Below are 20,471 nucleotides of genomic sequence, written 5' to 3'. Positions count from 1 at the left end.
TCAAAATAAATATACAATTATGAGTAAAGGAAACATTAATGTATCGGTAGAAAATATTTTTCCGCTGATTAAAAAGTTCTTGTATTCTGATCACGAAATCTTTTTACGTGAGCTAATATCAAATGGTACTGATGCTACCACAAAACTAAAACACTTAATTTCTATTGGAGAAACTAAAACCGAATTAGGCGATGCTAAAATAGAAATCAGTATCGACGAAAAGAAAAAAACCATTACCATTAAAGATCAAGGATTGGGTATGACTGCTGAAGAAGTAGAAAAATACATCAATCAGATTGCTTTTTCTGGTGCAGAAGAGTTTTTAGAAAAATATAAAGATGACAAAAACGACACTGGCGTTATTGGTCATTTTGGATTAGGTTTTTACTCTGCTTTTATGGTAGCAGAAAAAGTAGAAATTATAACAAAATCTTTTAAAGATGAGCCAGCTGCTCATTGGACATGTGATGGTTCTCCAGAATATACCTTAGTAGAAAACAAAAAGAAAAAAGATAGAGGAACCGAGATTATTTTACATGTTGCAGACGATTCTAAAGAATTTTTAGAAGAAGGTAAAATTAGAGGCTTATTAACTAAGTACAATCGTTTTAACCAAGTACCAATTAAGTTTGGAACTAAAGAAGTTAACGATCCAGATTTTACACCAAAAACGACTAAAGATAAAGACGGTAAAGAAACTACAGAGCCACACAAGCAAATTACTGTTGATGATATCATTAACAATACAAACCCTGCGTGGACTAAAAAACCTACCGATTTAGAAAAAGAAGATTACGATAATTTCTACAGAGAATTGTATCCAATGCAATTTGAAGAGTCGTTATTTCAAATACATTTAAATGTAGATTATCCATTTAATTTAACAGGAATTTTATATTTCCCTAAGTTAAGTCCAAGTATGGATATGCAAAAGGATAAAATCCAATTGTATCAAAATCAAGTGTATGTAACGGATAATGTTGAAGGAATTGTTCCTGACTTTTTACAGATGTTAAAAGGTGTTATCGATTCTCCAGACATTCCATTAAACGTATCGCGTTCTTATTTACAGGCTGATGGCGCCGTAAAGAAAATATCAGGATATATCACTAAAAAAGTAGGTGATAAATTAGCTTCGTTATTCAAAAAAGATCGTACAGATTTTGAGAAAAAATGGAACGATATTAAAGTAATCATCGAGTACGGAATGTTGTCTGAAGATAAATTCTTTGACAAGGCTAAGAAATTTGCATTATACCCAACGGTAGATGATGCTTTTTTCACTTTTGATGAGTTAATTGAAAAAACAAAAGATTTACAGACTGATAAAGACGGAAATCACGTTGTGTTATATGCTTCTAACAAAGATGCACAGCACAGTTATATTCAAGATGCGAAGGCAAAAGGATACGAAGTTTTATTATTAGATTCTCCTATTATTTCGCACTTAATGCAGAAATTAGAAGGTGGAGATGCTAAAGTGAAGTTTACAAGAGTAGATTCTGACTTTATTGACAATTTAATTAAGAAAGACGATACTGTTATCTCTAAATTAACTGACGAAGAAAAAGAAACTCTTAAGCCTATTATTGAAGCTGCTGTGCCAAAAGAAACGTACACAGTTCAATTAGAAGCAATGGATTCTAGTGCGTCTCCGTTTATTATTACCATTCCAGAATTTATTAGAAGAATGAAAGAAATGCAAGCTTCTGGTGGTGGCGGAATGATGGGTATGGGTAATATGCCAGACATGTATAATTTGGTAGTAAATACAAATAGCCCATTAGTTTCAGAAATTTTAGGTACAAAAACTGAAAAGAAACAAAAACGTTTAATTACACAAGCCTTTGACTTGGCAAAATTATCTCAAAACCTATTACATGGTGAAGAGTTAACTAATTTTATTAAACGTTCATACGAATTAATTAAATAATGTCATTACGAGTGTTAGCTAAGTAATCTCTTTTAAACAGATAACTTCAACACTTTCGTTATGACAACAACATAATCCAAAACCTCTTTGTGTCTTCATAAAGAGGTTTTATTTAATATTTTAAAAGAAGAAACTAACTTACAATGCAGCTTAAACATCTATTTGTTTTTCTAATAGTTCTACTAATTTCTGTTGCAGATTGTCCTGTTTATTCTCAAAATAATTCTTCTAAATACTATCAATCATCAAAAAGCATTCACAAAAAGAAGTTTAGTTCTAAAAACACCAAACATATTGTTTTTAAACAAAACACTTTATCAAGTAAATATTTTCTTAATTTTTTCTTTCCAATAATTGATATCAAAAGTGAATTTCAAAAACAAATTCAATTAGCTATCAAACTACAAAAGCAAGTTTACCAAAAAATTGCTTTACTTAACATTAAACATACTTTCTTAATTCATAAAGTTACTGCTAGTAATTTTATTTCCAATTTATACATAGCCTAGAACCACAAGCTGTTTCTTGGTATATACTGAAAAGTATAAAAATGATCATTCATACAATTCTTCATTTATCATTATTTACATGTATAAAAAGAAAAAAAATACGCGTTTACGCAATTCTAAACGACCAATATACTGGTTAAAAAAGAAGATTTTAACAATTATTACAGCTCTTATGCTGGGGTTGTCTAACTCCATAAACAACGAAGACAAATCTGTTTTTGGGAGTTCTTATCAAATAGAACAACAAGATAAAAAAGAGTAATGCATGTTATTCTTATTATAAGATTAATTACATTTACTTTAAAAACTACTGTAAATGAAATTAAAACTAATCACTCTATTTTTTATCGCATCAATATTTACAACACATGTTAAAGCTCAAGAAACTGCTTTAAGGGTTTTGCAAGATGCCATTACACAAGCTAAAGTAGAAAATAAAAATATTTTTATTAAATATTCCGCATCATGGTGCGGCTGGTGTAGAGTGATGGATAAAAAAATAAAAAGTAGAAGTTGCAAGGATCTTTTCGATTCTAATTATGTTATGGTCACTTTAGTAGCTAAGGAATCTCCAAAGAATAAAAACTTAGAAAACCCTGGCGCATTTGAATTGTTAAAAATACATAATGGAGAAAAATCTGGCTTACCATTTTGGGCAATTTTAAATAATTCTGGAGAAATGATAAAAAACTCACTAAATAAAAATGGAAGGAATCTAGGGTGTCCTGGTACTAAAGATGAAGTTCTAGAGTTTATAAACATTCTAAGAACTACGTCAAGTCTTAGTGAAAAAAACCTTAAAATTATTGCTGAAAAATTTCTTTAGAATTCTATTTTAAGTTTTCATTAAGCCTTTATTCTAAAGAATAATACTATTTTTGGTTACAATCAATCATTTCAAATATCATGAAAAAAATACTTTTTGTTTTTTTAGCAATTACTACCATTTTTACTGCTTGTAATCAAGAGAAAAAAGACACTGCTACTACATCTGAAAATACCTTTAATCAGCTTTTAATAGATTATAACGAAGGAAAATTAAAATTAAATCCGCTTAATGCAACTTTTGCAGGTGATAATAGATTTAATGATGTTTTTCCTAACTTTTTAACAGATGAATATCAGCAAAGATTAAACGATTTTTATAAAAGCTATAAAGAAAAACTAACGCATTTTAAAGACGAAAATTTATCGGAAAGCGAGCAAATGAGTAAAGTTGTTTTAGAATGGGATTGCGATATTGCTTTAGCGCAAGCAAGTTTTAAAAATGATGTACTTTTCCCAGTTAACCAAATGTGGACGGTAAATCTAAACATGGGTCAATTGGCAAGCGGAAGTAGCGCACAACCTTTTAAAACAGTACAAGATTATAAAAATTGGTTGGGTAGATTAGATGGATACTATAATTGGACGCAATCTGCTGTTCAAAGAATGAAAGAAGGTATTAAAACTGGATATGTTTTACCAACATCATTAATAAAAAAGGTGATTCCGCAATACAAATCGTTAGCAAGTGTACCAACATCATCCGAAGGAATTAAAGATTTTACGAAGCACTTATATTATTCGCCTGTCAATAATTTTCCTTCAGATTTTTCTAACAATGATAAAAATGAATTAACAAAAGCGTATACAGAAACCTTAGATAAAAAATTAGTACCAGTATTTAATGAAATGTACACTTTTTTAAATACTAGTTATTTAAAAGCTGGTAGAGCAAGTAGCGGAATATCTGAAATCCCTAATGGCGAAGCCTATTACAATCATGCTATAAAAAACTATACAACTACCAACATGACAGCTGATGAAATTCATACACTTGGTTTAAGTGAAGTGGCTAGAATTTTATCGGAAATGGAAAAGGTAAAAACACAAGTTGGTTTTAAAGGAAGTTTGAAAGAGTTTTTCAATTTTGTGAGAAACAACAAAGAATTGATGCCGTATACTACACCAAAAGAAATCATCGATAATTTTAACGCGATTCATGAAAAAATGAAACCTCAACTAGAAAAATTATTTGGTAACAAACCAAAAACACCTTTTATAGTTAAGCAAACCGAAAAATTTCGAGAAGCTTCTGCAAGTGCAGAATACAATCCTGGTTCTTTAGATGGCACAAGACCTGGTGTTTTTTATACGCCAATTCCAGATGCAAAATGGTATAATGTTTTTTCTGACGAAGCCTTGTTTTTGCACGAAGCTATCCCAGGGCATCACTATCAAATTTCTTTGACACAAGAAAGTAAAGTCTTACCCGATTTTAGAAAAACACTTTGGTATAGTGCCTATGGAGAAGGTTGGGCGTTATACACAGAAAACTTAGGAAAAGAACTAGGTTTATATACTGACCCATATCAATATTTTGGGATGTTAGGTATGGAAATGCACAGAGCCATCCGTTTGGTAGTAGATACAGGAATGCACGCAAAAGGTTGGACTAGAGAGAAAGCAATACAGTATTCTTTAGATAACGAAGCTGAAAGCGAAGGAAGCATTATATCAGAAATTGAACGCTATATGGCAAACCCAGGACAGGCTTTGTCTTATAAAATAGGACAATTAAAAATAAGAGAATTACGTGCTAAAGCAAAATCTGATTTAGGCGATGCTTTTGACATTAGAGAATTTCATAACCAAGTATTAGAAACAGGTTGTATCCCCTTAGCATTATTAGAAAATAAAATTAATAATTGGATAGCTTCTCAGAAACAATAAGTTTACTAAAAAATAAATACTATCGGATCGCATCCAGCAAATTTATTCTTAAGATTTCTATTAGAAATCATTGCACTCATTTCTTTGGGGATTTGGGGCTGGAAACAAAGTGAAACTTCGTTTAAATTTGTTTTAGCTTTTGGCATTCCTATTATTTTAGCTATTATTTGGGGTGTATTTGCTGTACCAGATGACCCTAGTCGTTCTGGAGCTGCACCAATTATTACGCCTGGTTTTATCCGCTTATTCATAGAACTTGCCATTTTTAGCTTTGCCGTTTGGGCACAAAATGATATGGGTTGGAAACAACTAAGTCTCATTTTTGGAATCATAATCTTGGCACATTATATCATTTCTTATGATCGTATTTTGTGGTTGTTTTCTAAATAAAAAAACTAACTGAAACAGTTATTGTATTGTATCATACTAACTTAAGTTTGGTAGTTAGTTTCCAATATTAATCATTAATTTAGTTGTTTGCATATTGAACAAAGCATACACAAAATGAGTAACTACAATATATCAAAACCTATAGAAGCGTATTCTAATGCTTTAAAGAAGGTTTGCCCCGATTTAAACACTAATGAATTAAACTTTCACACTAATAAAGTTAAGGTTATTGAGTTAGAAGCTAAGAAAAATTATTTAATCGCTGGTGAAATCCAAAAGAGTTTAGGCTTTGTCTATAAAGGCTTGTTAAGAATTTTTTATATTGATAAATCAGGTGAAGAAATAACGATTACTTTTATTAAAGAGAATTTTTACGCAGCAGATTATAGCGCCTTTATCGAACAAAAACCTTCTAAATATTATATTCAAACAATAGAACCATGTTTATTAGTAAATATCCCCTATCATTTAATTCAAGAATCTTATTCTAAATATAAAAGTTTCGAGAAGTTTGGTAGACTTATAGCTGAAAAGCATTTAAATGCCAGGCAAAATAGAATTGAAAGTTTTTTATTTGAAAATGCCGAACAAAGATATCTTAACTTCATATCACATAATAAAGAACTATTAAATCGTATTTCTTTAACCCATCTTTCTTCGTTTTTAGGAATTAAACGTCAAACATTAACTAGAATTAGAAAAGTTTTAGCAACTTCATAATATTGACACAAATGTGTCATGACTTAAATACTAAAATGATAGAAATTTGTTAGGTTATTAATTATCTACAAATGAATTTGAAAAAAGTATTTAACATCTTACAAAAAATATCTCCAAAACTAGCTGCTAACATTGCTTATGGTTTTATTTCGAAACCAAAAATCAATAAAATAAAACCATTTGAAAAAGCTATTATAAAAACTGCTAAAACTAATACTATCCAGTTTAAAAAATTTAAAATAAAAACTTATGCATGGGGAACTGCAAAAAGGAAAGCATTTCTAGTACATGGTTGGGGCGGTAGAGCTTCAAATTTTGGAGCTATCATACCAGTATTAATAGAAAAAGGATACCAAGTAATAAGTTTTGATGGACCAAGCCACGGTGCCAGCACTAAGAAAAAAACTAATTTTTTTGAAATGTCTGATTTAGTAAAATTGTTTTTACAAAAAGATGACTATGATATAATAATAACGCATTCTATGGGTAGCGTTCTTGCAATTACTGCTATGAGTTCGTTAAGATATAAAGTAAATCAAATGATTTTATTAACCACCCCTAGTCGTTTCTTAGAATTTATTGGACTTGCCGTTACTCAATTTGGTTTGTCAACCAACACAACAAAATTATTAATTGATAAAATAAAGAAAACTACAACCTATGATCCTATAAAACTTAAGGCTATTGATCTAGTTAAAGACATAACAATGGAAAATGTAACGTTTATTCATGATAAGAATGATAAAGTAATACCGATTGAAAAATCTAAATTAGTTAGTTCTTATATTAAGAATTCTAAATTTATAGAAATAGATGGTACTGGGCATTTTAAAATGCTTTGGTCTAAAAAAGTAGTAGAACTTATTAAACAAAAAATTGATTGACAAGTTATGCTAGTACACTTCTTCCAAATGTTTTTTTAGTATTTTTACCTAGTTAATTAGTAATAATCAATCGTGTATTTATATAAAAAAGCAATTATAATAAACCTTCTTATTTTTATTACAAGTATTTCTTTTGCTCAAACAGATACTGAAATTCATCTTTTTGATATTGAAAAAACTGGAAGTGAATTTAAACTCAAAAATGGTAAAAACATTTCTAAGAACCCTGGGTATGATAATCAGCCACATTTTTATAATAGCAATACTGTTTTGTTTGCTTCAACAAGAAATAAACAAAATGATATAGTAAAATATAATATAAAGACCGGAAAAACTGCCTTCATAAATAACACGCCTAATGGTGGAGAATATTCGCCACAAAGAATTCCTAAATCTAGAGATTTTTCTGCTGTACGTTTAGATACTGATGGTTTACAACGTTTTTATAAATACGATATTAAAACAGGTAAAAGCAAAGAATTAATTGCCGATTTAAAAGTAGCGTACCCAATGTGGTATAAAAAGAAAACTGTAATCTCTATTGTTATTGTAGATGATAATTTAGACTTAATGATAAACAAACTAAAATCTAAAAAGAACATCACCATTCAGAAAAAAGTTGGACGTTCTTTACATAAAATCCCTAATTCTATATTAGTAAGTTATATTAGTAAACAAAACGATTTGTGGGAGATTAGATCATTAAATCCTAAAACGAAAGAAACTAAGAAAATTATTAATTCTATTGATAAAAAAGAAGATATCTGTTGGTTACCAGACGGAACATTATTACTAGCAAATAATAATAAGTTGATGAAATTTAATCCTAAAACAGATACAGATTGGAGTGTTTTTCACACGTTTTCAAAAAATACTCACAAGATTATTTCTAGAATTTTAGTCAATAAAAAAGGAACAAAACTTGCCTTAGTTTCCTCTAATTAACTACATATTAATTCTTCTATTAAAGTGTCCTTTTAAGAAAAGAATTTGAGCAAACAACATAATAGCCAAAAAGAATACTGCATAAATTGTTGTACTAGAAAAAGAAATATTTTCTAACAAGTTTGGCACTTGAACTTTTTCTAGAAATGACAAGTTAACTTCTGGTAGTTCAAATAATCCTTTTTCCGATTTTTTAAACGGAATAACAAATAAAGCTACAACCATACCTACAAGAATGAACCACACTTTTTTAGAAATCAAGGGTACAGGTTTATAAATAGCTGAGTTTTCTTTTTTCAAAAGAACATCCATAATATTTGCTGTAAAATTTACAGATGGTTTTTCTATTTTAATTTCTTGTACATACTTTTTTGCAAAAGCATCTAACTCTTCTATGTGTTTATTTTCTCCCATAATGATTGATTAATTCGGGTTCTACTTTTTGTTCTACTATACTTAACAAACGTTTTCTAGCTCTGTGTAATTTTACTTTTATATTGGCTTCAGACAAATCTGTTACCTCCACTATTTCTTTTAAACTTAACTCTTTAAAATAAAAAAACCATAAAATAGAACGTTCATCTTCTGGCAATGCTAACATGCATTTATTAATAACTGCTGCACGTTCTTTTCTTTCTATGATCTGCAACGCATCATCAACAGAAGTAATTAACCCTTTTGTTATGTTTTGCGTAGTAAAATCATCATCAAAAGAACTAGTATTGTACTTTTCTTTATTCTTTTTGATATAATCTAAACTAGTTCTATAGCCTATTTTATACAACCACGTAGAAAATTTTGAATCACCTTTAAATTTATTTAAATTCTTAAACGCTTTAATAAATGTGTCTTGCCCAATTTCTTCTGCTTCTTCCCTACTCTTTACCATTTTTAACGCCAACGTAAATACCATATTCTGATACCTTTCTACCAAAATGGAAAAGGCATTTGTATTGCCTTTTAAGACATCATCAATAATAGGTTCGTCGTTAATTGTTGTCATTCTATTCTTTTGACTGATAATTGATATAAAAGGTTACAGAAAAACTTTAAAAATATTTTTTTTTATAAAAGTTGTAACCTTTTTTTAATTGCTACAGTCATATCTAGCAAACACAATAAAATTAATCATTTAAAAATAATAATTATGGACGGCGAAATTTTAATACCAATAAGCATGTTTTTAGCCACTTTTGGCGTAATCTACTTATACCTTTCTACAAGAAACAGAGAACGATTAGCATTGATAGAAAAAGGTGCAGATGCAAAAATTTTTATGAAGGGAAACACTAAAAGCTCTTTTGGAAAAGTATTTATATTAAACCTTGCAGTATTACTAATGGGAATTGGTTTAGGAGTGTTTTTAGCGCTAATATTAGATACGTATACAACAATGGATAGTGATGGAATTTACCCAGCTTGTATCTTCTTTATGGCTGGTGTTGGGTTATTTGTTGGATTTACCTTAACAAAACAATTAGAAAAAGAATAATTTCTTACCAAACTTTATTTAAAACCACTTCTTACTAGGAGTGGTTTTTTTGTTTTTAAAAAGTCTGTATCTTTAAGCAAAATTCTAACCAAATGAGTAACGATTATAAAGACAGTAAGTTTAAAGAACTGTTAGATAAACTACAACAAGAAAGTTGGCAATTAGAATTACTGATTTCTGGTTTTGCAATATTTGGTTTGTTTACTGCTTTTGAACCAATACAATTACAATTTCAAGTCGCTGAAAATCAACGAGATATTTATCAAACTTTAATCTGTTTAATAGGAATCATTGCTTGCTCTATATTAATTTTCAACTTGTTAATACATGTAATTTTAAGAGGATTATGGATTGGAGCGTTGGGCTTACGTTATGTTTCTGGAGATATTGATTTTGAAAAATTAAACTACCATAATAGGTTTACGAAACATTTAAAAAAGAAGATTGTTTCTTTTGACAAATATGTAGCGACCTTAGAAAATTATTGTAGTGTTTTATTTGCTGTGTCTTTTCTACTTATTTTTTATGTTTTAGGAATTTTTATTGTGCTAATATCATTAGTATTTGTTATTAATTTGATGGATAATGATTACAATTTAAATCAACATATTAAAAACTTTGTTGCAATTCCTATTATCATTTTTTTAGTCGTAGGAATAATATTATCATTCATTGATTTTATTACCCAAGGTTTTCTAAAAAAGAGAAAATGGTTATCAAAAATTTATTTTCCTTTTTATTGGGTCTTTAGTTTTTTAACATTATCATTTCTTTATAGACCACTGGTTTATAACTTCTTAGACAATAAATTCGGAAAGCGTTTAAGTTTTATTTTAGTTCCCTTTTATATTGGTATTGGTATTTTAATTTCGGTAGAAAATAGAAAATCTAATTATTTAGACACCAATAGCTTATCATCTAAAATTTATATGAAAAACAATAAGTACGAAGACTTATTATTAAAAGATAGCGATTTTGTTGAACACACTTCAATTCAATCTAAAATTATTACAAAACCTTACATAAAAGTATTTAGAGTATTTACTAAAAATTTAGAGGATAGAATTTTCAATTATCACCCATCACTAAAACCAGAAAAAGACCTTCGAGGTTTATCTTCTGATATTGTGTTTTCAGGAGACCCAACTAATACATGGAGTAAACGCGACAGTCTTTCTAAAGAGTACCTTAAAATATTTAATAAAACGCATGATATTTTTATTGACTCAATAAAATATAATAGTACATTTTTAATTACAAAAAACAAGAAAAATCAATTAGGTTTTGAAACCTATATTCCAACAAAAAGTCTTTCTGAAGGGCAACATCTTCTTCAATTATGGAGAATTAGAAAAAACAAAAAAGATACAATTCAGAGAGCCGATGTTAACATTCCTTTTTGGCATTATAAAAACTAAATATATGAAATCATTTTTAACACTAGTAACAGTACTATTTTCAATATGTATTTGTGCGCAAACAGACACAAAAATGTATGATATTATTAATAAAGTTTCTGTTGATAGAATACAATCAGATATTACAACTTTAGCAAATTTTGGCACAAGACATACCTTAAGCGACACAATTTCTAAAACTCGCGGAATTGGAGCTGCAAGACGTTGGATAAAATCTGAATTCGATAAAACAGCTTCAAAATGTAATAATTGCTTAGATGTTTTTTATCAGAAAGATTTAGTAAAAAAAGGAACGAACAAAAGAATTACAAAAGATGTTTGGGTAGTAAATGTGGTAGCCATTCAAAAAGGAACTAAAAATCCAAATAATTATATCATTATGTCTGGCGATATAGATTCTCGAGTTTCCGATCCTAACAATTATACCGAAGATTCTCCAGGGGCAAATGATAATGCTTCAGGAATGGCAGGAACAATTGAAGCCGCTAGAGTGTTAAGTAAGTACAAATTTGAAAACAGCATTATTTATGTTGGATTATCAGGTGAAGAACAAGGATTATTTGGTGGTAAAGGACTAGCTGCTTTCGCAAAAGAAAAAGGTTGGAATATTATCGGAATTTTAAACAATGACATGATTGGAAATATTACAGGTGTAGACGGTGTCATTGATAATCGTACATTCAGAATTTTTAGCGAACCTGTTCCACCAACAGAAACTGAACGTCAAAGAAAATCACGTCGGTTTTATGGTGGCGAAGTTGATGGAGTTTCTCGTCAGTTAGCTAGATATGTTTACACAACTACCAAAACATATATGCCAGAAATGAATCCGAAAATGATTTATAGACTCGATCGTTTTGGACGTGGCGGACATCATAGACCTTTTAATGATGCTGGTTTTCCTGGAATTAGAATTATGGAAGCCCATGAAAACTACACACAGCAACATCAAGATATAAGAACAGAAAACGGTATAGATTATGGCGATAAACTTGAATATGTAAACTTTAAGTATGCAAAAAAGTTAACAGCTGTAAATGCAATTAATCTTGCTTCGATAGCATCCGCTCCTTCAAGTCCAAAAGAAGTTGGTATTGGTGGAATTGTAGAAGCATCCGCTAGACTAAAATGGTCTAAAGTAAATGGAGCTAAAGGATATAAAATTTACTGGCGAGATACTACGTCTCCAACTTGGGACAACTTTAGATATGTTGAAAATTCTACTGAATTTACCTTAGAAGGAATTGTCATAGACAATTTCATGTTTGGAGTAGCTGCAGTTGGAAAAAATGGCCATGAAAGCATAGTAACATTCCCTAATAAAATAATGAGATAATTGGAAACCAGACCTCAACTTTATTTTAAAAATGATATTGAGTGGCGTAAATGGCTATCAGAAAACTACTGTTCTTCTGAAGGCATATATCTCATTTTTTACAAAGTTGAAAATGAAGAAGAATCCATGCGCTGGGAAGAAGCTGTAAAAGTAGCTCTTTGTTATGGATGGATAGATTCTACCGTAAAAAGTTTAGGTAATGGAAAACGTCAACAGTACTTTTGTCAAAGAAACCCTAAAAGTGTTTGGAGTGCTTTAAATAAAAAATATATTAAAGAATTAATCTCTAATAATTTAATGCACGAAAGTGGATTAGAAATTATAAAAATTGGTAAACAAAATGGTTCTTGGACGGCATTAGATGATGTAGAAAAAGGAATAATTCCTGAAGATTTAAAAGTTGAGTTTGATAAAAACAAAAACGCTTTTATTAACTATAAAAACTTTGCTCCAAGTTATAGAAAGAGCTATTTGTATTGGTTAAATCAAGCAAAAAGAGAGACCACAAGAAAAAACCGAATTACAGAAATAATTCGGTTGTGTAATGAGAATTTAAAATCTCATGGAATTAGGTGATTTCTACAATCCACTTATAAAACTACCATATGGATCTTTAAATTGTGTTCCATCTGCGTATCTGTATTTACTTAATTTCTTAAATTCTACCAACGCCCAAAGCACAAATTCTTTTACAAAATAAGCATCGTTTATATTCATATTTGGTTGGTATTTAAGTAAAAAATCTTTTAACGGTTTTACTTTGTCTAATTCATCTTTGTACTGCTTTTCTGTAAAATCATCTAACAATTCAAAATCTTCATCCGTATTAAAAAACCAAGAAACAATGTCATCGTAAGGAGATTCTTCTTCTTGTTTTTCTAACTTTTTTATTTCAGGAAAATACGTTGGAAACAATGTTTTAATTGCTTTCTTAATTAACGATTCTGCTACAACTTTTGCACCTTCTTGTTCACCTTCGTAAACCAATTCTACTTTACCTGTAATAGCAGGAATAATTCCATCAAAATCACTTAAGCGAATCATAGTCTTATCTTCTCCAGAAAGTAACGCTCTTCTTTCTGCTGTGCTTAACAAGTTTTCGAAAGCAGAAATACTTAAACGTGCACTTACACCACTTTTAGAATCTATAAATTCACTTTCTCTAGCTTCAAAAACAATTTGTTCAAGCAAATCTTTTGCCAATTCTGGAACTTGAATAAACTCTTTTTGAGAATTTACTTTATTCGTTTCTTGTTGTGTAATTATTTTTGCAGTTTCTATATCTTCTGGATAATGCGTTAAAATCTGTGAACCAATTCTATCTTTTAAAGGTGTAACTATACTTCCTCTATTTGTATAATCTTCAGGATTTGCAGTAAATACAAATTGCATATCTAAATCTAAACGTAATTTAAAACCACGAATTTGAATATCGCCTTCTTGTAAAATATTAAATAAAGCAACTTGAATTCTGGCTTGTAAATCTGGTAATTCATTTATCACAAAAATGCAACGATTTGCTCTCGGAATCATTCCATAATGAATTACTCGATCATCTGCATAACTCAATTTTAAATTAGCTGCTTTTATAGGATCTACATCACCAATAATATCAGCAACCGTAACATCTGGAGTTGCTAGTTTTTCTGCAAAACGATCATTTCTATGCAACCAATAAATTGGAGTTTTATCTCCTTTTTCTTTGATGATTTCAATAGCAAATCTTGAAATTGGATTTAAAGGGTCATCATTAATTTCTGATCCTTCAACAACAGGAATATATTCATCTAACAAATTTACCATCAATCTTGCTAAACGTGTTTTTGCTTGTCCTCTTAATCCTAACAAATTAATATTGTGTTTGCTTAAAATAGCGCGTTCTAATTCTGGAATAACCGTATTTTCATATCCGTGAACTCCAACAAAAACAGTTTCTTTACTCATCATTTTACTGATTAAGTTTTCTCTCAACTCATCTTTAATAGATTTTGATTGATAACCTGCTTTCTTTAAATCTCCTAATGTTTGTATATTTTCTAAATTCATTTCTCTGTTTTAGATACTAGAACAAAGAAAAGTGACATTACTCATCCTCTTAAATATTTATTCTAGTTTCTTTTATCTTAATTAACCTTTAATTCTTTTCTTTCTGTTTGTTTCGTAATCTTCAAAAATCATTTCTCCTAAATCTTTTAAACCTGTATAAAATGCTTTTCCTTGATTTGCTTGTGTAAATGCTCTTACAAATTGCATTAAATAAGGATCTTGAGCAATCATAAAAGTAGTGATTGGAATATGTAATTTTCTGGCTTGTTGCGCCATTGCATAACATTTGTTTACAATGTACTTGTCTAAACCATTACTATTTTTATAATACTGACCGTCTGGTAAACGCAAACAACTTGGTTTACCATCGGTAATCATAAAAATTTGTTTATTGGTATTTCTTTTTCTTCGAAGTAAATCCATCGCTAGGTTTAAACCTGCAACAGTATTTGTATGATATGGCCCAACTTGTAAATACGGTAAATCTTTAATTTTAATAGACCAAGCGTCATTTCCAAACACAATAATATCTAATGTATCTTTTGGATACCGAGTTGTAATTAATTCAGCTAAAGCCATGGCTACTTTTTTGGCTGGTGTAATTCTATCTTCTCCATATAAAATCATAGAGTGACTAATATCTATCATTAATACAGTACTCATTTGACTTTTATGAAGTGTCTCTTCAACTACTAAATCATTTTCAGTTAAACTAAAATTATCTATTCCGTTATTAATTTGTGCGTTTCTAATACTTTCTGTCATCGAAACCTTGTCTAACGAATCGCCAAATTGATAATTTCTAAAATCACCAGTATGTTCATCTCCAATTCCTGGAGATTTACTTTTATGATTTCCTGCACCACTCCTTTTTATTTTTCCAAAAATATGATTTAGTGCTTGCTGACGAATTGCGCGTTCAGTTTTTGGAGTTATTTTAGTACCTCCTGTTCCATCACCTTTTATTTCTTCTTTTATATAACCTTTCTTCTTTAAATCTTCTATAAAATCATCAATCGTATAGTTCTCATCAGTTAGTTTATATTCTTTATCCAAAGAGCGCAACCAATCTATAGCTTCATCAAAATCGCCAGATGTATGTGTTATTAGTTCTTTAAATATTTCAAAAAGCATCTCAAAGGGAGATTTATTTTCTGCTTCGTAGGTTTTAAAAACGAATCCTTTTCTTTTTGTATTGTTTTTCATTATGCTATAAAAATACGCCTTTATAAATCACATAAAAAAAGATTAACATTGCTTTAGTATATAACTGCATAAATTGAACCTATAAATAATGAGAAAGTTCGAGAAAAGACCACAATTTTATTTTAAAATGATTTTGAATAGTTAAATCAAATAAAAAGAGAAACTATACCATAAAATAGAGATGAAGAAATTTTATCACTTTGCGAAAAAAACACAAAATCAAAAGGTTAATTTTATAATATTGTTAACAAAATACTTTATTTTTTTAGGTATTTTTAACGTTTAATTCAAATCAAATATTCAAAATGTTTTCACAAAGACTTAAACTACTATGTTCTTTATTGCTAGTTGTAGCAATAACAGGCATACATGACGCAGATGCACAAAGAAGAAAAAAGAAAAAGAAAGACAAAGTAGAAGCAGCAAAACCGAAGCCAAAACCTAAAAAAAAGAAAACCAAAACTATTGCAGACTTAACTAAAAGCAGTAAAAAAATAGAAGGGTTATTTACTATTTATCAAGATACTGTAACGGGTGCAACAAAGATGCTAGTAAAAAAAGAGCAGCTAGATAAAGATTTTATTTATTTTGCTCAGATTGCCGATGGTATTACTGCTGTTAGAGCATTTAGAGGTGCCTATAGAGGATCTTCAATTTTTAATGTGAAAAAATACTTTAATAAAATTGAATTTATAGCACCTAACACTTCTTTTCATTTTGATGAAAATAATGCATTGCATAAATCTGCCAAAGCAAATATTAGTGATGCAGTTATTGCAAGTTCTAAAATTTTAGCTACAGATGATAAAACTGGCGAGTATTTAATAGACGCGAACAGTTTATTCTTATCAGAAACTTTTACGAGAATAAAAGCTCCTCGACGTCCAGGACAATCTCCTTATGCATTTAGTTTAGGTAGGTTTGATAAAAACAAATCTAAGATTAATGAAATAAAAAATTATCCAGAAAACACGAATGTTAAAACAGAATATGTTTACAGTAATCCATCAGTTTTAAATGGTGGTGGTAGAGATGTTAAAGACGGTAGAAATGTATCTGTAAAAGTATTTCATACATTTATGAATACACCAGAAGGTGATTATAAAATTAGGCTTGACGACCCTAGAGTTGGTTATTTTCACACACAAACTAATGACATGACAACTACAAATACTCTTAATTATAGAGATTTAGTTCATCGTTGGAAATTAGTGAAAAAGAATCCTGAATTAGGAGTTTCTGAACCTATAAAACCAATTACTTGGTGGATAGAAAACTCTACTCCTGTAGAATTTAGAGAAACAATTAAAGAAGGTGTTTTAGCTTGGAATGTTGCTTTTGAGAAAGCTGGATTTAAAAACGCGATGGAAGTAAAAGTTCAACCAGACGATGCTGATTGGGATGCTGGTGATGTGCGTTATAATGTATTGCGCTGGACATCTTCACCTAATCCTCCTTTTGGTGGTTATGGGCCAAGTTTTGTAAACCCAAAAACTGGAGAAATTTTAGGAGCAGATATCATGTTAGAATATGTACACTTTACTAATCGTGTAATTTATGATAGGATTTTCAACAATGCAGCTGCAGCTAATTATATTGATAAAGATGTAGAAAAGAACGATTTCCTTAATAATAAAGAGAACCATATGTATTGTTCTCAAGGACATTTAATGCATGAAAACACCATGTTTGGTAAAATTGTAATGGCTGCAACTGGTGCATCAGATCTTGAAATGGAAGGTATGAAAAAAGAAGGAATGATTTCTTTAATTATGCATGAAGTTGGACATACTTTAGGGCTAAATCACAATATGAAAGCGAGTCAATTATTTACTCCTGCACAATTAGCTGATCCAGACTTTATTAAAGGAAAATGTTTAACGGGTTCTGTAATGGATTATGCTGGAATAAACTTAACAAATGATCGCTCTAAACAAGGACAGTATTACGATATGGCAGTTGGACCTTATGATGTTTGGGCAATTCAGTTTGGATATCAAGACTTTAAAAACAACGCAGAAAGAGATGCTTTATTAAATAAATCGACTCAACCAGAATTAATTTTCGGAAATGATGCTGATGATATGCGTTCTCCTGGAAAAGCGATTGATCCACGAGTAATGACAGGTGATTTATCTAATGATCAAATTCAATATTCTATCAATAGATTTGAATTAGTAAATACCATGATGAACGATATTAAAGATCGTTTTTCTAGAAAAGGAAAATCGTACCAAGAATTAAGACAAGCCTATTATGTTTTAAATGGACAAGCTGCTAGAGCTGGAGATGTTATTTCTAGATTTATTGGTGGTGTATATGTAGATAGAGCAATGTCTGGACAAGTGGGAGAAACACAACCTTATACTCCAGTTAGTTTAGCAGATCAAAAAAGAGCTATGAATGCGCTAAAAAAACATGTATTTGCTCCAAATGCTTTTAAAGCACCGAAAGAAATTTATAATTTCTTAGCTAGACAACGTAGAGGATTTAATTTCTTTGGCGGACCAGAAGACCCAAAAATTCATGAGCAAGTTTTAGGATACCAGAGAAGAGTACTAAACCATATTTTACATCCAAATACTATTCAAAGAATATCTAATTCAGAATTATATGGTAATCAATATAAATTATCAATGTTTATGACAGATTTAAACAACACTATGTTTAAACCAGATGTGTATGGTTCTGTAAATTCATTTAGACAAAATTTACAAGCCACCTATACTAAAATGTTAATCAATATGGTTAAAGGAAAAAGTAGTTCTAGATACACAAATGCATCTAAAGCAATGGCGATGTATAATTTGAAAAATATTAAAACTTGGGTAAGTAACAATACTGGTAATATTGCAACAAAAGCACATAAAAACCAGTTAAAAATATTAATTACAAATACCTTAAAAGATATTAAATAACACAGATTATTTTTTTATTAAACCGTAATCGTTTATTTGATTACGGTTTTTTTTATATTTACTAAATAATGAAAAAACTTCTAAAAGTTCTCGGAATTTTAATTTTAGTCTTACTCTTTATTTATTTTTTAGGGCCAAAAGCAAGCATTCCACAATTAACTCCAGATCTACCATTAATTACTGATAACTTATCTGAAATTAACACCAATATTTTAGAAGAAAATAAAAACGAACTTATAAGAGAAGGCAATCATTCTAGAATAATTTGGGTAGATAGTATTGCTAAAAAAACTGAATATGCTGTCATTTATTTGCATGGTTTCTCAGCAAGTCCAGTTGAAAATGAAGAGTTGTACACTAATTTTTCTAAACGGTATACTACAAATCTATATGCTCCTCGCCTATTTGAACATGGATTGAGAACAGAAAACCCGTTACTAAATTTTACTGCAGAAGGATATATAAATTCAGCAAAAAAAGCATTAGCAATCGGAAAAAAAATAGGTGACAAAGTAATTCTACTTTGCACAAGTACTGGGGCTACAGCTGGCTTATATTTAGCAGCGCACCATCCTGAAATAGCAGGTTTAATTTTTGTTTCTCCGAATGTAGATGTATATGATACAAATTCTAATTTAATCACCAAACCTTGGGGTAAGCAAATATTACGTACGGTCATGGGAGGTGATTTTCAAGTTTGGTATCCGCCAAACGATGCTGACAAATATTGGTATGGAAAGTATAGAATTGAAGCTATTATTGAATTAAAAGCTATGATTGAAACTACTATGAAAAAAGAGACTTTCAAAAAAATTAATCAACCTCTTTTTATTGGCTATTATTATAAAAATGAAAAAGAACAAGATAAAACGGTTTCTGTAAAACGGATGCTAGACATGTTTGAGCAAACTTCTACCCCTACTAACAAAAAAATTAAAGTAGCTTTTCCTGAAGCTAAAAATCATTCTATAGCTTCTCGATTTTTTTATAAAGATTATTTAAAGGTACAAGATGCTATTTTTGATTTTGCCGATACAGTTTTAGAATTGAAACCTATAACGGAAAATGAGTAAAATTTTAATCTCTGGAGGTACTGGGTTGATTGGAGAGATCCTTCATGAAAAGTTAGTAGAAAATAATCATGAGGTAAGAATTCTTAGTAGAAACCCAACAAAATCGAATGAATATAAATGGAACATCAAAGAGAAGTATATTGATGAAAAAGTTTTTACAGATTTAGATTTCATCATTCACCTAGCTGGCGCTGGGATTGCAAATAAATGTTGGACAAATAAAAGAAAGCAAGAAATCATAGATAGTAGAGTCCAATCTACAAACTTATTATTTAAAAAAATTACCGAATTAAAAACACCTTTAAAAGGTTTTATTTCAGCTTCTGGCATTGGATATTATGGAGCAATGACATCTGATACTATTTTTAAAGAAGATGATAAACCAGAAAATGACTTTATTTCTAATGTATGTGTTTTATGGGAAAATGCAGTAAAAAAGTATAATCAAATTAACATACCAACTACTATTTTAAGAACTGGAATCGTATTAACAAAGAATGGCGGAGCATTATCTAAAATGAATACACCTATTTTTTTATCTTCATTAGGAAACGGGAAGCAATACATGCCGTGGATACATATCGATGACTTATGCAACCTGTATATAAAAGCAATTGAAGACAATACATTTACTGGAATTTATAATGCTGTGGCTCCAGAACATCAAACAAATTTATCATTTACAAGAACTTTAGGAACTGTTTTATCTAAAACTATACTCCTTATTAAAATCCCTTCATTTGTATTAAAAACAGTTTTTGGAGAATTGGCAAAGATTTTGCTATATGGGAGTAGAGTTTCATCAAAAAAAATAACAAAAACAGGATTTGAATTTGAATTCAAAACTTTGAACAAAGCATTAACTAACTTGTTATCTAAATAAATC

Annotated in this window: 19 protein-coding genes; 15 read left to right on the top strand and 4 right to left on the bottom strand. The window is 29.7% G+C overall.

The genetic code is table 11. The features are described from left to right. Nucleotides 1-19: 19 nt before the first annotated feature. The 8 genes from htpG to OD91_RS11885 all read left to right on the top strand — a co-directional run bounded on the left by htpG (nt 20) and on the right by OD91_RS11885 (nt 8,096). Nucleotides 20-1,933 carry a molecular chaperone HtpG gene (gene htpG, locus OD91_RS11925; RefSeq protein WP_144896610.1) on the top strand — a complete coding sequence of 638 codons (1,914 nt, stop codon included), beginning with the start codon at nt 20-22 and terminating at the stop codon, nt 1,931-1,933. Nucleotides 1,934-2,076: 143 nt separating this feature from the next. After that, nucleotides 2,077-2,442 carry a hypothetical protein gene (locus OD91_RS11920; RefSeq protein ID WP_144896609.1) on the top strand — a complete coding sequence of 122 codons (366 nt, stop codon included), beginning with the start codon at nt 2,077-2,079 and terminating at the stop codon, nt 2,440-2,442. A 316-nt stretch (nt 2,443-2,758) separates the two neighbouring features. Continuing rightward, nucleotides 2,759-3,268, top strand: a complete 510-nt coding sequence (locus tag OD91_RS11910; protein ID WP_144896607.1) for a thioredoxin family protein — start codon at nt 2,759-2,761, stop codon at nt 3,266-3,268. An 80-nt stretch (nt 3,269-3,348) separates the two neighbouring features. Continuing rightward, nucleotides 3,349-5,157 (top strand): DUF885 family protein, encoded by a 1,809-nt coding sequence (locus tag OD91_RS11905; RefSeq protein ID WP_144896606.1) that lies wholly within the window; start codon nt 3,349-3,351, stop codon nt 5,155-5,157. A gap of 12 nt (nt 5,158-5,169) precedes the next feature. Then, nucleotides 5,170-5,547 carry a YrdB family protein gene (locus OD91_RS11900; RefSeq protein WP_370511752.1) on the top strand — a complete coding sequence of 126 codons (378 nt, stop codon included), beginning with the start codon at nt 5,170-5,172 and terminating at the stop codon, nt 5,545-5,547. Nucleotides 5,548-5,661: 114 nt separating this feature from the next. Continuing rightward, complete coding sequence (locus OD91_RS11895; RefSeq protein ID WP_222428678.1) at nt 5,662-6,267, top strand: Crp/Fnr family transcriptional regulator; 606 nt, start codon at nt 5,662-5,664, stop codon at nt 6,265-6,267. A 71-nt stretch (nt 6,268-6,338) separates the two neighbouring features. After that, a complete protein-coding gene (locus OD91_RS11890) occupies nt 6,339-7,151 on the top strand; it encodes an alpha/beta fold hydrolase (protein WP_144896604.1) in 813 nt (270 codons plus the stop codon). 72 nt (nt 7,152-7,223) lie between these two features. Next, nucleotides 7,224-8,096 carry a hypothetical protein gene (locus OD91_RS11885; protein ID WP_144896603.1) on the top strand — a complete coding sequence of 291 codons (873 nt, stop codon included), beginning with the start codon at nt 7,224-7,226 and terminating at the stop codon, nt 8,094-8,096. Here OD91_RS11885 and OD91_RS11880 read toward each other — a convergent pair whose 3' ends face one another. Both OD91_RS11880 and OD91_RS11875 read right to left on the bottom strand, forming a co-directional pair. Beyond that, complete coding sequence (locus OD91_RS11880) at nt 8,097-8,510, bottom strand: hypothetical protein (protein ID WP_144896602.1); 414 nt, start codon at nt 8,508-8,510, stop codon at nt 8,097-8,099. Next, a complete protein-coding gene (locus OD91_RS11875; protein WP_144896601.1) occupies nt 8,497-9,099 on the bottom strand; it encodes an RNA polymerase sigma factor in 603 nt (200 codons plus the stop codon). Before OD91_RS11875 ends, OD91_RS11880 begins: the two co-directional genes overlap by 14 nt. A gap of 144 nt (nt 9,100-9,243) precedes the next feature. Between OD91_RS11875 and OD91_RS11870 the strand changes: the two genes are divergently transcribed. The 4 genes from OD91_RS11870 (at nt 9,244) to OD91_RS11855 (ending at nt 12,918) form a co-directional block, all read left to right on the top strand. Next, a complete protein-coding gene (locus tag OD91_RS11870) occupies nt 9,244-9,588 on the top strand; it encodes a DUF6249 domain-containing protein (protein ID WP_144896600.1) in 345 nt (114 codons plus the stop codon). 92 nt (nt 9,589-9,680) lie between these two features. Next, nucleotides 9,681-11,006, top strand: a complete 1,326-nt coding sequence (locus OD91_RS11865) for a hypothetical protein (protein ID WP_144896599.1) — start codon at nt 9,681-9,683, stop codon at nt 11,004-11,006. A 4-nt stretch (nt 11,007-11,010) separates the two neighbouring features. Next, on the top strand, nt 11,011-12,342 hold the full coding sequence (locus OD91_RS11860) for a M28 family peptidase (RefSeq protein WP_144896598.1): 1,332 nt from the start codon (nt 11,011-11,013) through the stop codon (nt 12,340-12,342). After that, nucleotides 12,343-12,918 (top strand): YdeI family protein, encoded by a 576-nt coding sequence (locus OD91_RS11855; protein WP_144896597.1) that lies wholly within the window; start codon nt 12,343-12,345, stop codon nt 12,916-12,918. A 3-nt stretch (nt 12,919-12,921) separates the two neighbouring features. Here OD91_RS11855 and OD91_RS11850 read toward each other — a convergent pair whose 3' ends face one another. Then, entirely contained in the window at nt 12,922-14,388 is a 1,467-nt protein-coding gene (locus OD91_RS11850; protein WP_144896596.1) for a magnesium chelatase, read from the bottom strand. Nucleotides 14,389-14,469: 81 nt separating this feature from the next. Continuing rightward, a complete protein-coding gene (locus OD91_RS11845) occupies nt 14,470-15,594 on the bottom strand; it encodes a VWA domain-containing protein (RefSeq protein WP_144896595.1) in 1,125 nt (374 codons plus the stop codon). A 305-nt stretch (nt 15,595-15,899) separates the two neighbouring features. Between OD91_RS11845 and OD91_RS11840 the strand changes: the two genes are divergently transcribed. From OD91_RS11840 to OD91_RS11830, 3 genes are all read left to right on the top strand, one after another. Further along, nucleotides 15,900-18,512, top strand: a complete 2,613-nt coding sequence (locus tag OD91_RS11840) for a zinc-dependent metalloprotease (RefSeq protein ID WP_144896594.1) — start codon at nt 15,900-15,902, stop codon at nt 18,510-18,512. 68 nt (nt 18,513-18,580) lie between these two features. Then, nucleotides 18,581-19,585, top strand: a complete 1,005-nt coding sequence (locus tag OD91_RS11835) for a carboxylesterase (RefSeq protein WP_144896593.1) — start codon at nt 18,581-18,583, stop codon at nt 19,583-19,585. Next, nucleotides 19,578-20,468, top strand: a complete 891-nt coding sequence (locus OD91_RS11830) for a TIGR01777 family oxidoreductase (protein WP_144896592.1) — start codon at nt 19,578-19,580, stop codon at nt 20,466-20,468. The genes OD91_RS11835 and OD91_RS11830 overlap by 8 nt, the downstream gene beginning before the upstream one ends. Nucleotides 20,469-20,471: the final 3 nt, after the last annotated feature.

Origin of the sequence: Lutibacter sp. Hel_I_33_5 (assembly GCF_007827455.1) — a bacterium.
Taxonomy (GTDB): domain Bacteria; phylum Bacteroidota; class Bacteroidia; order Flavobacteriales; family Flavobacteriaceae; genus Polaribacter.
The sequence above is the reverse complement of the archived record's forward strand: the minus strand, read 5'-3'. Positions and strand labels throughout refer to the sequence as shown.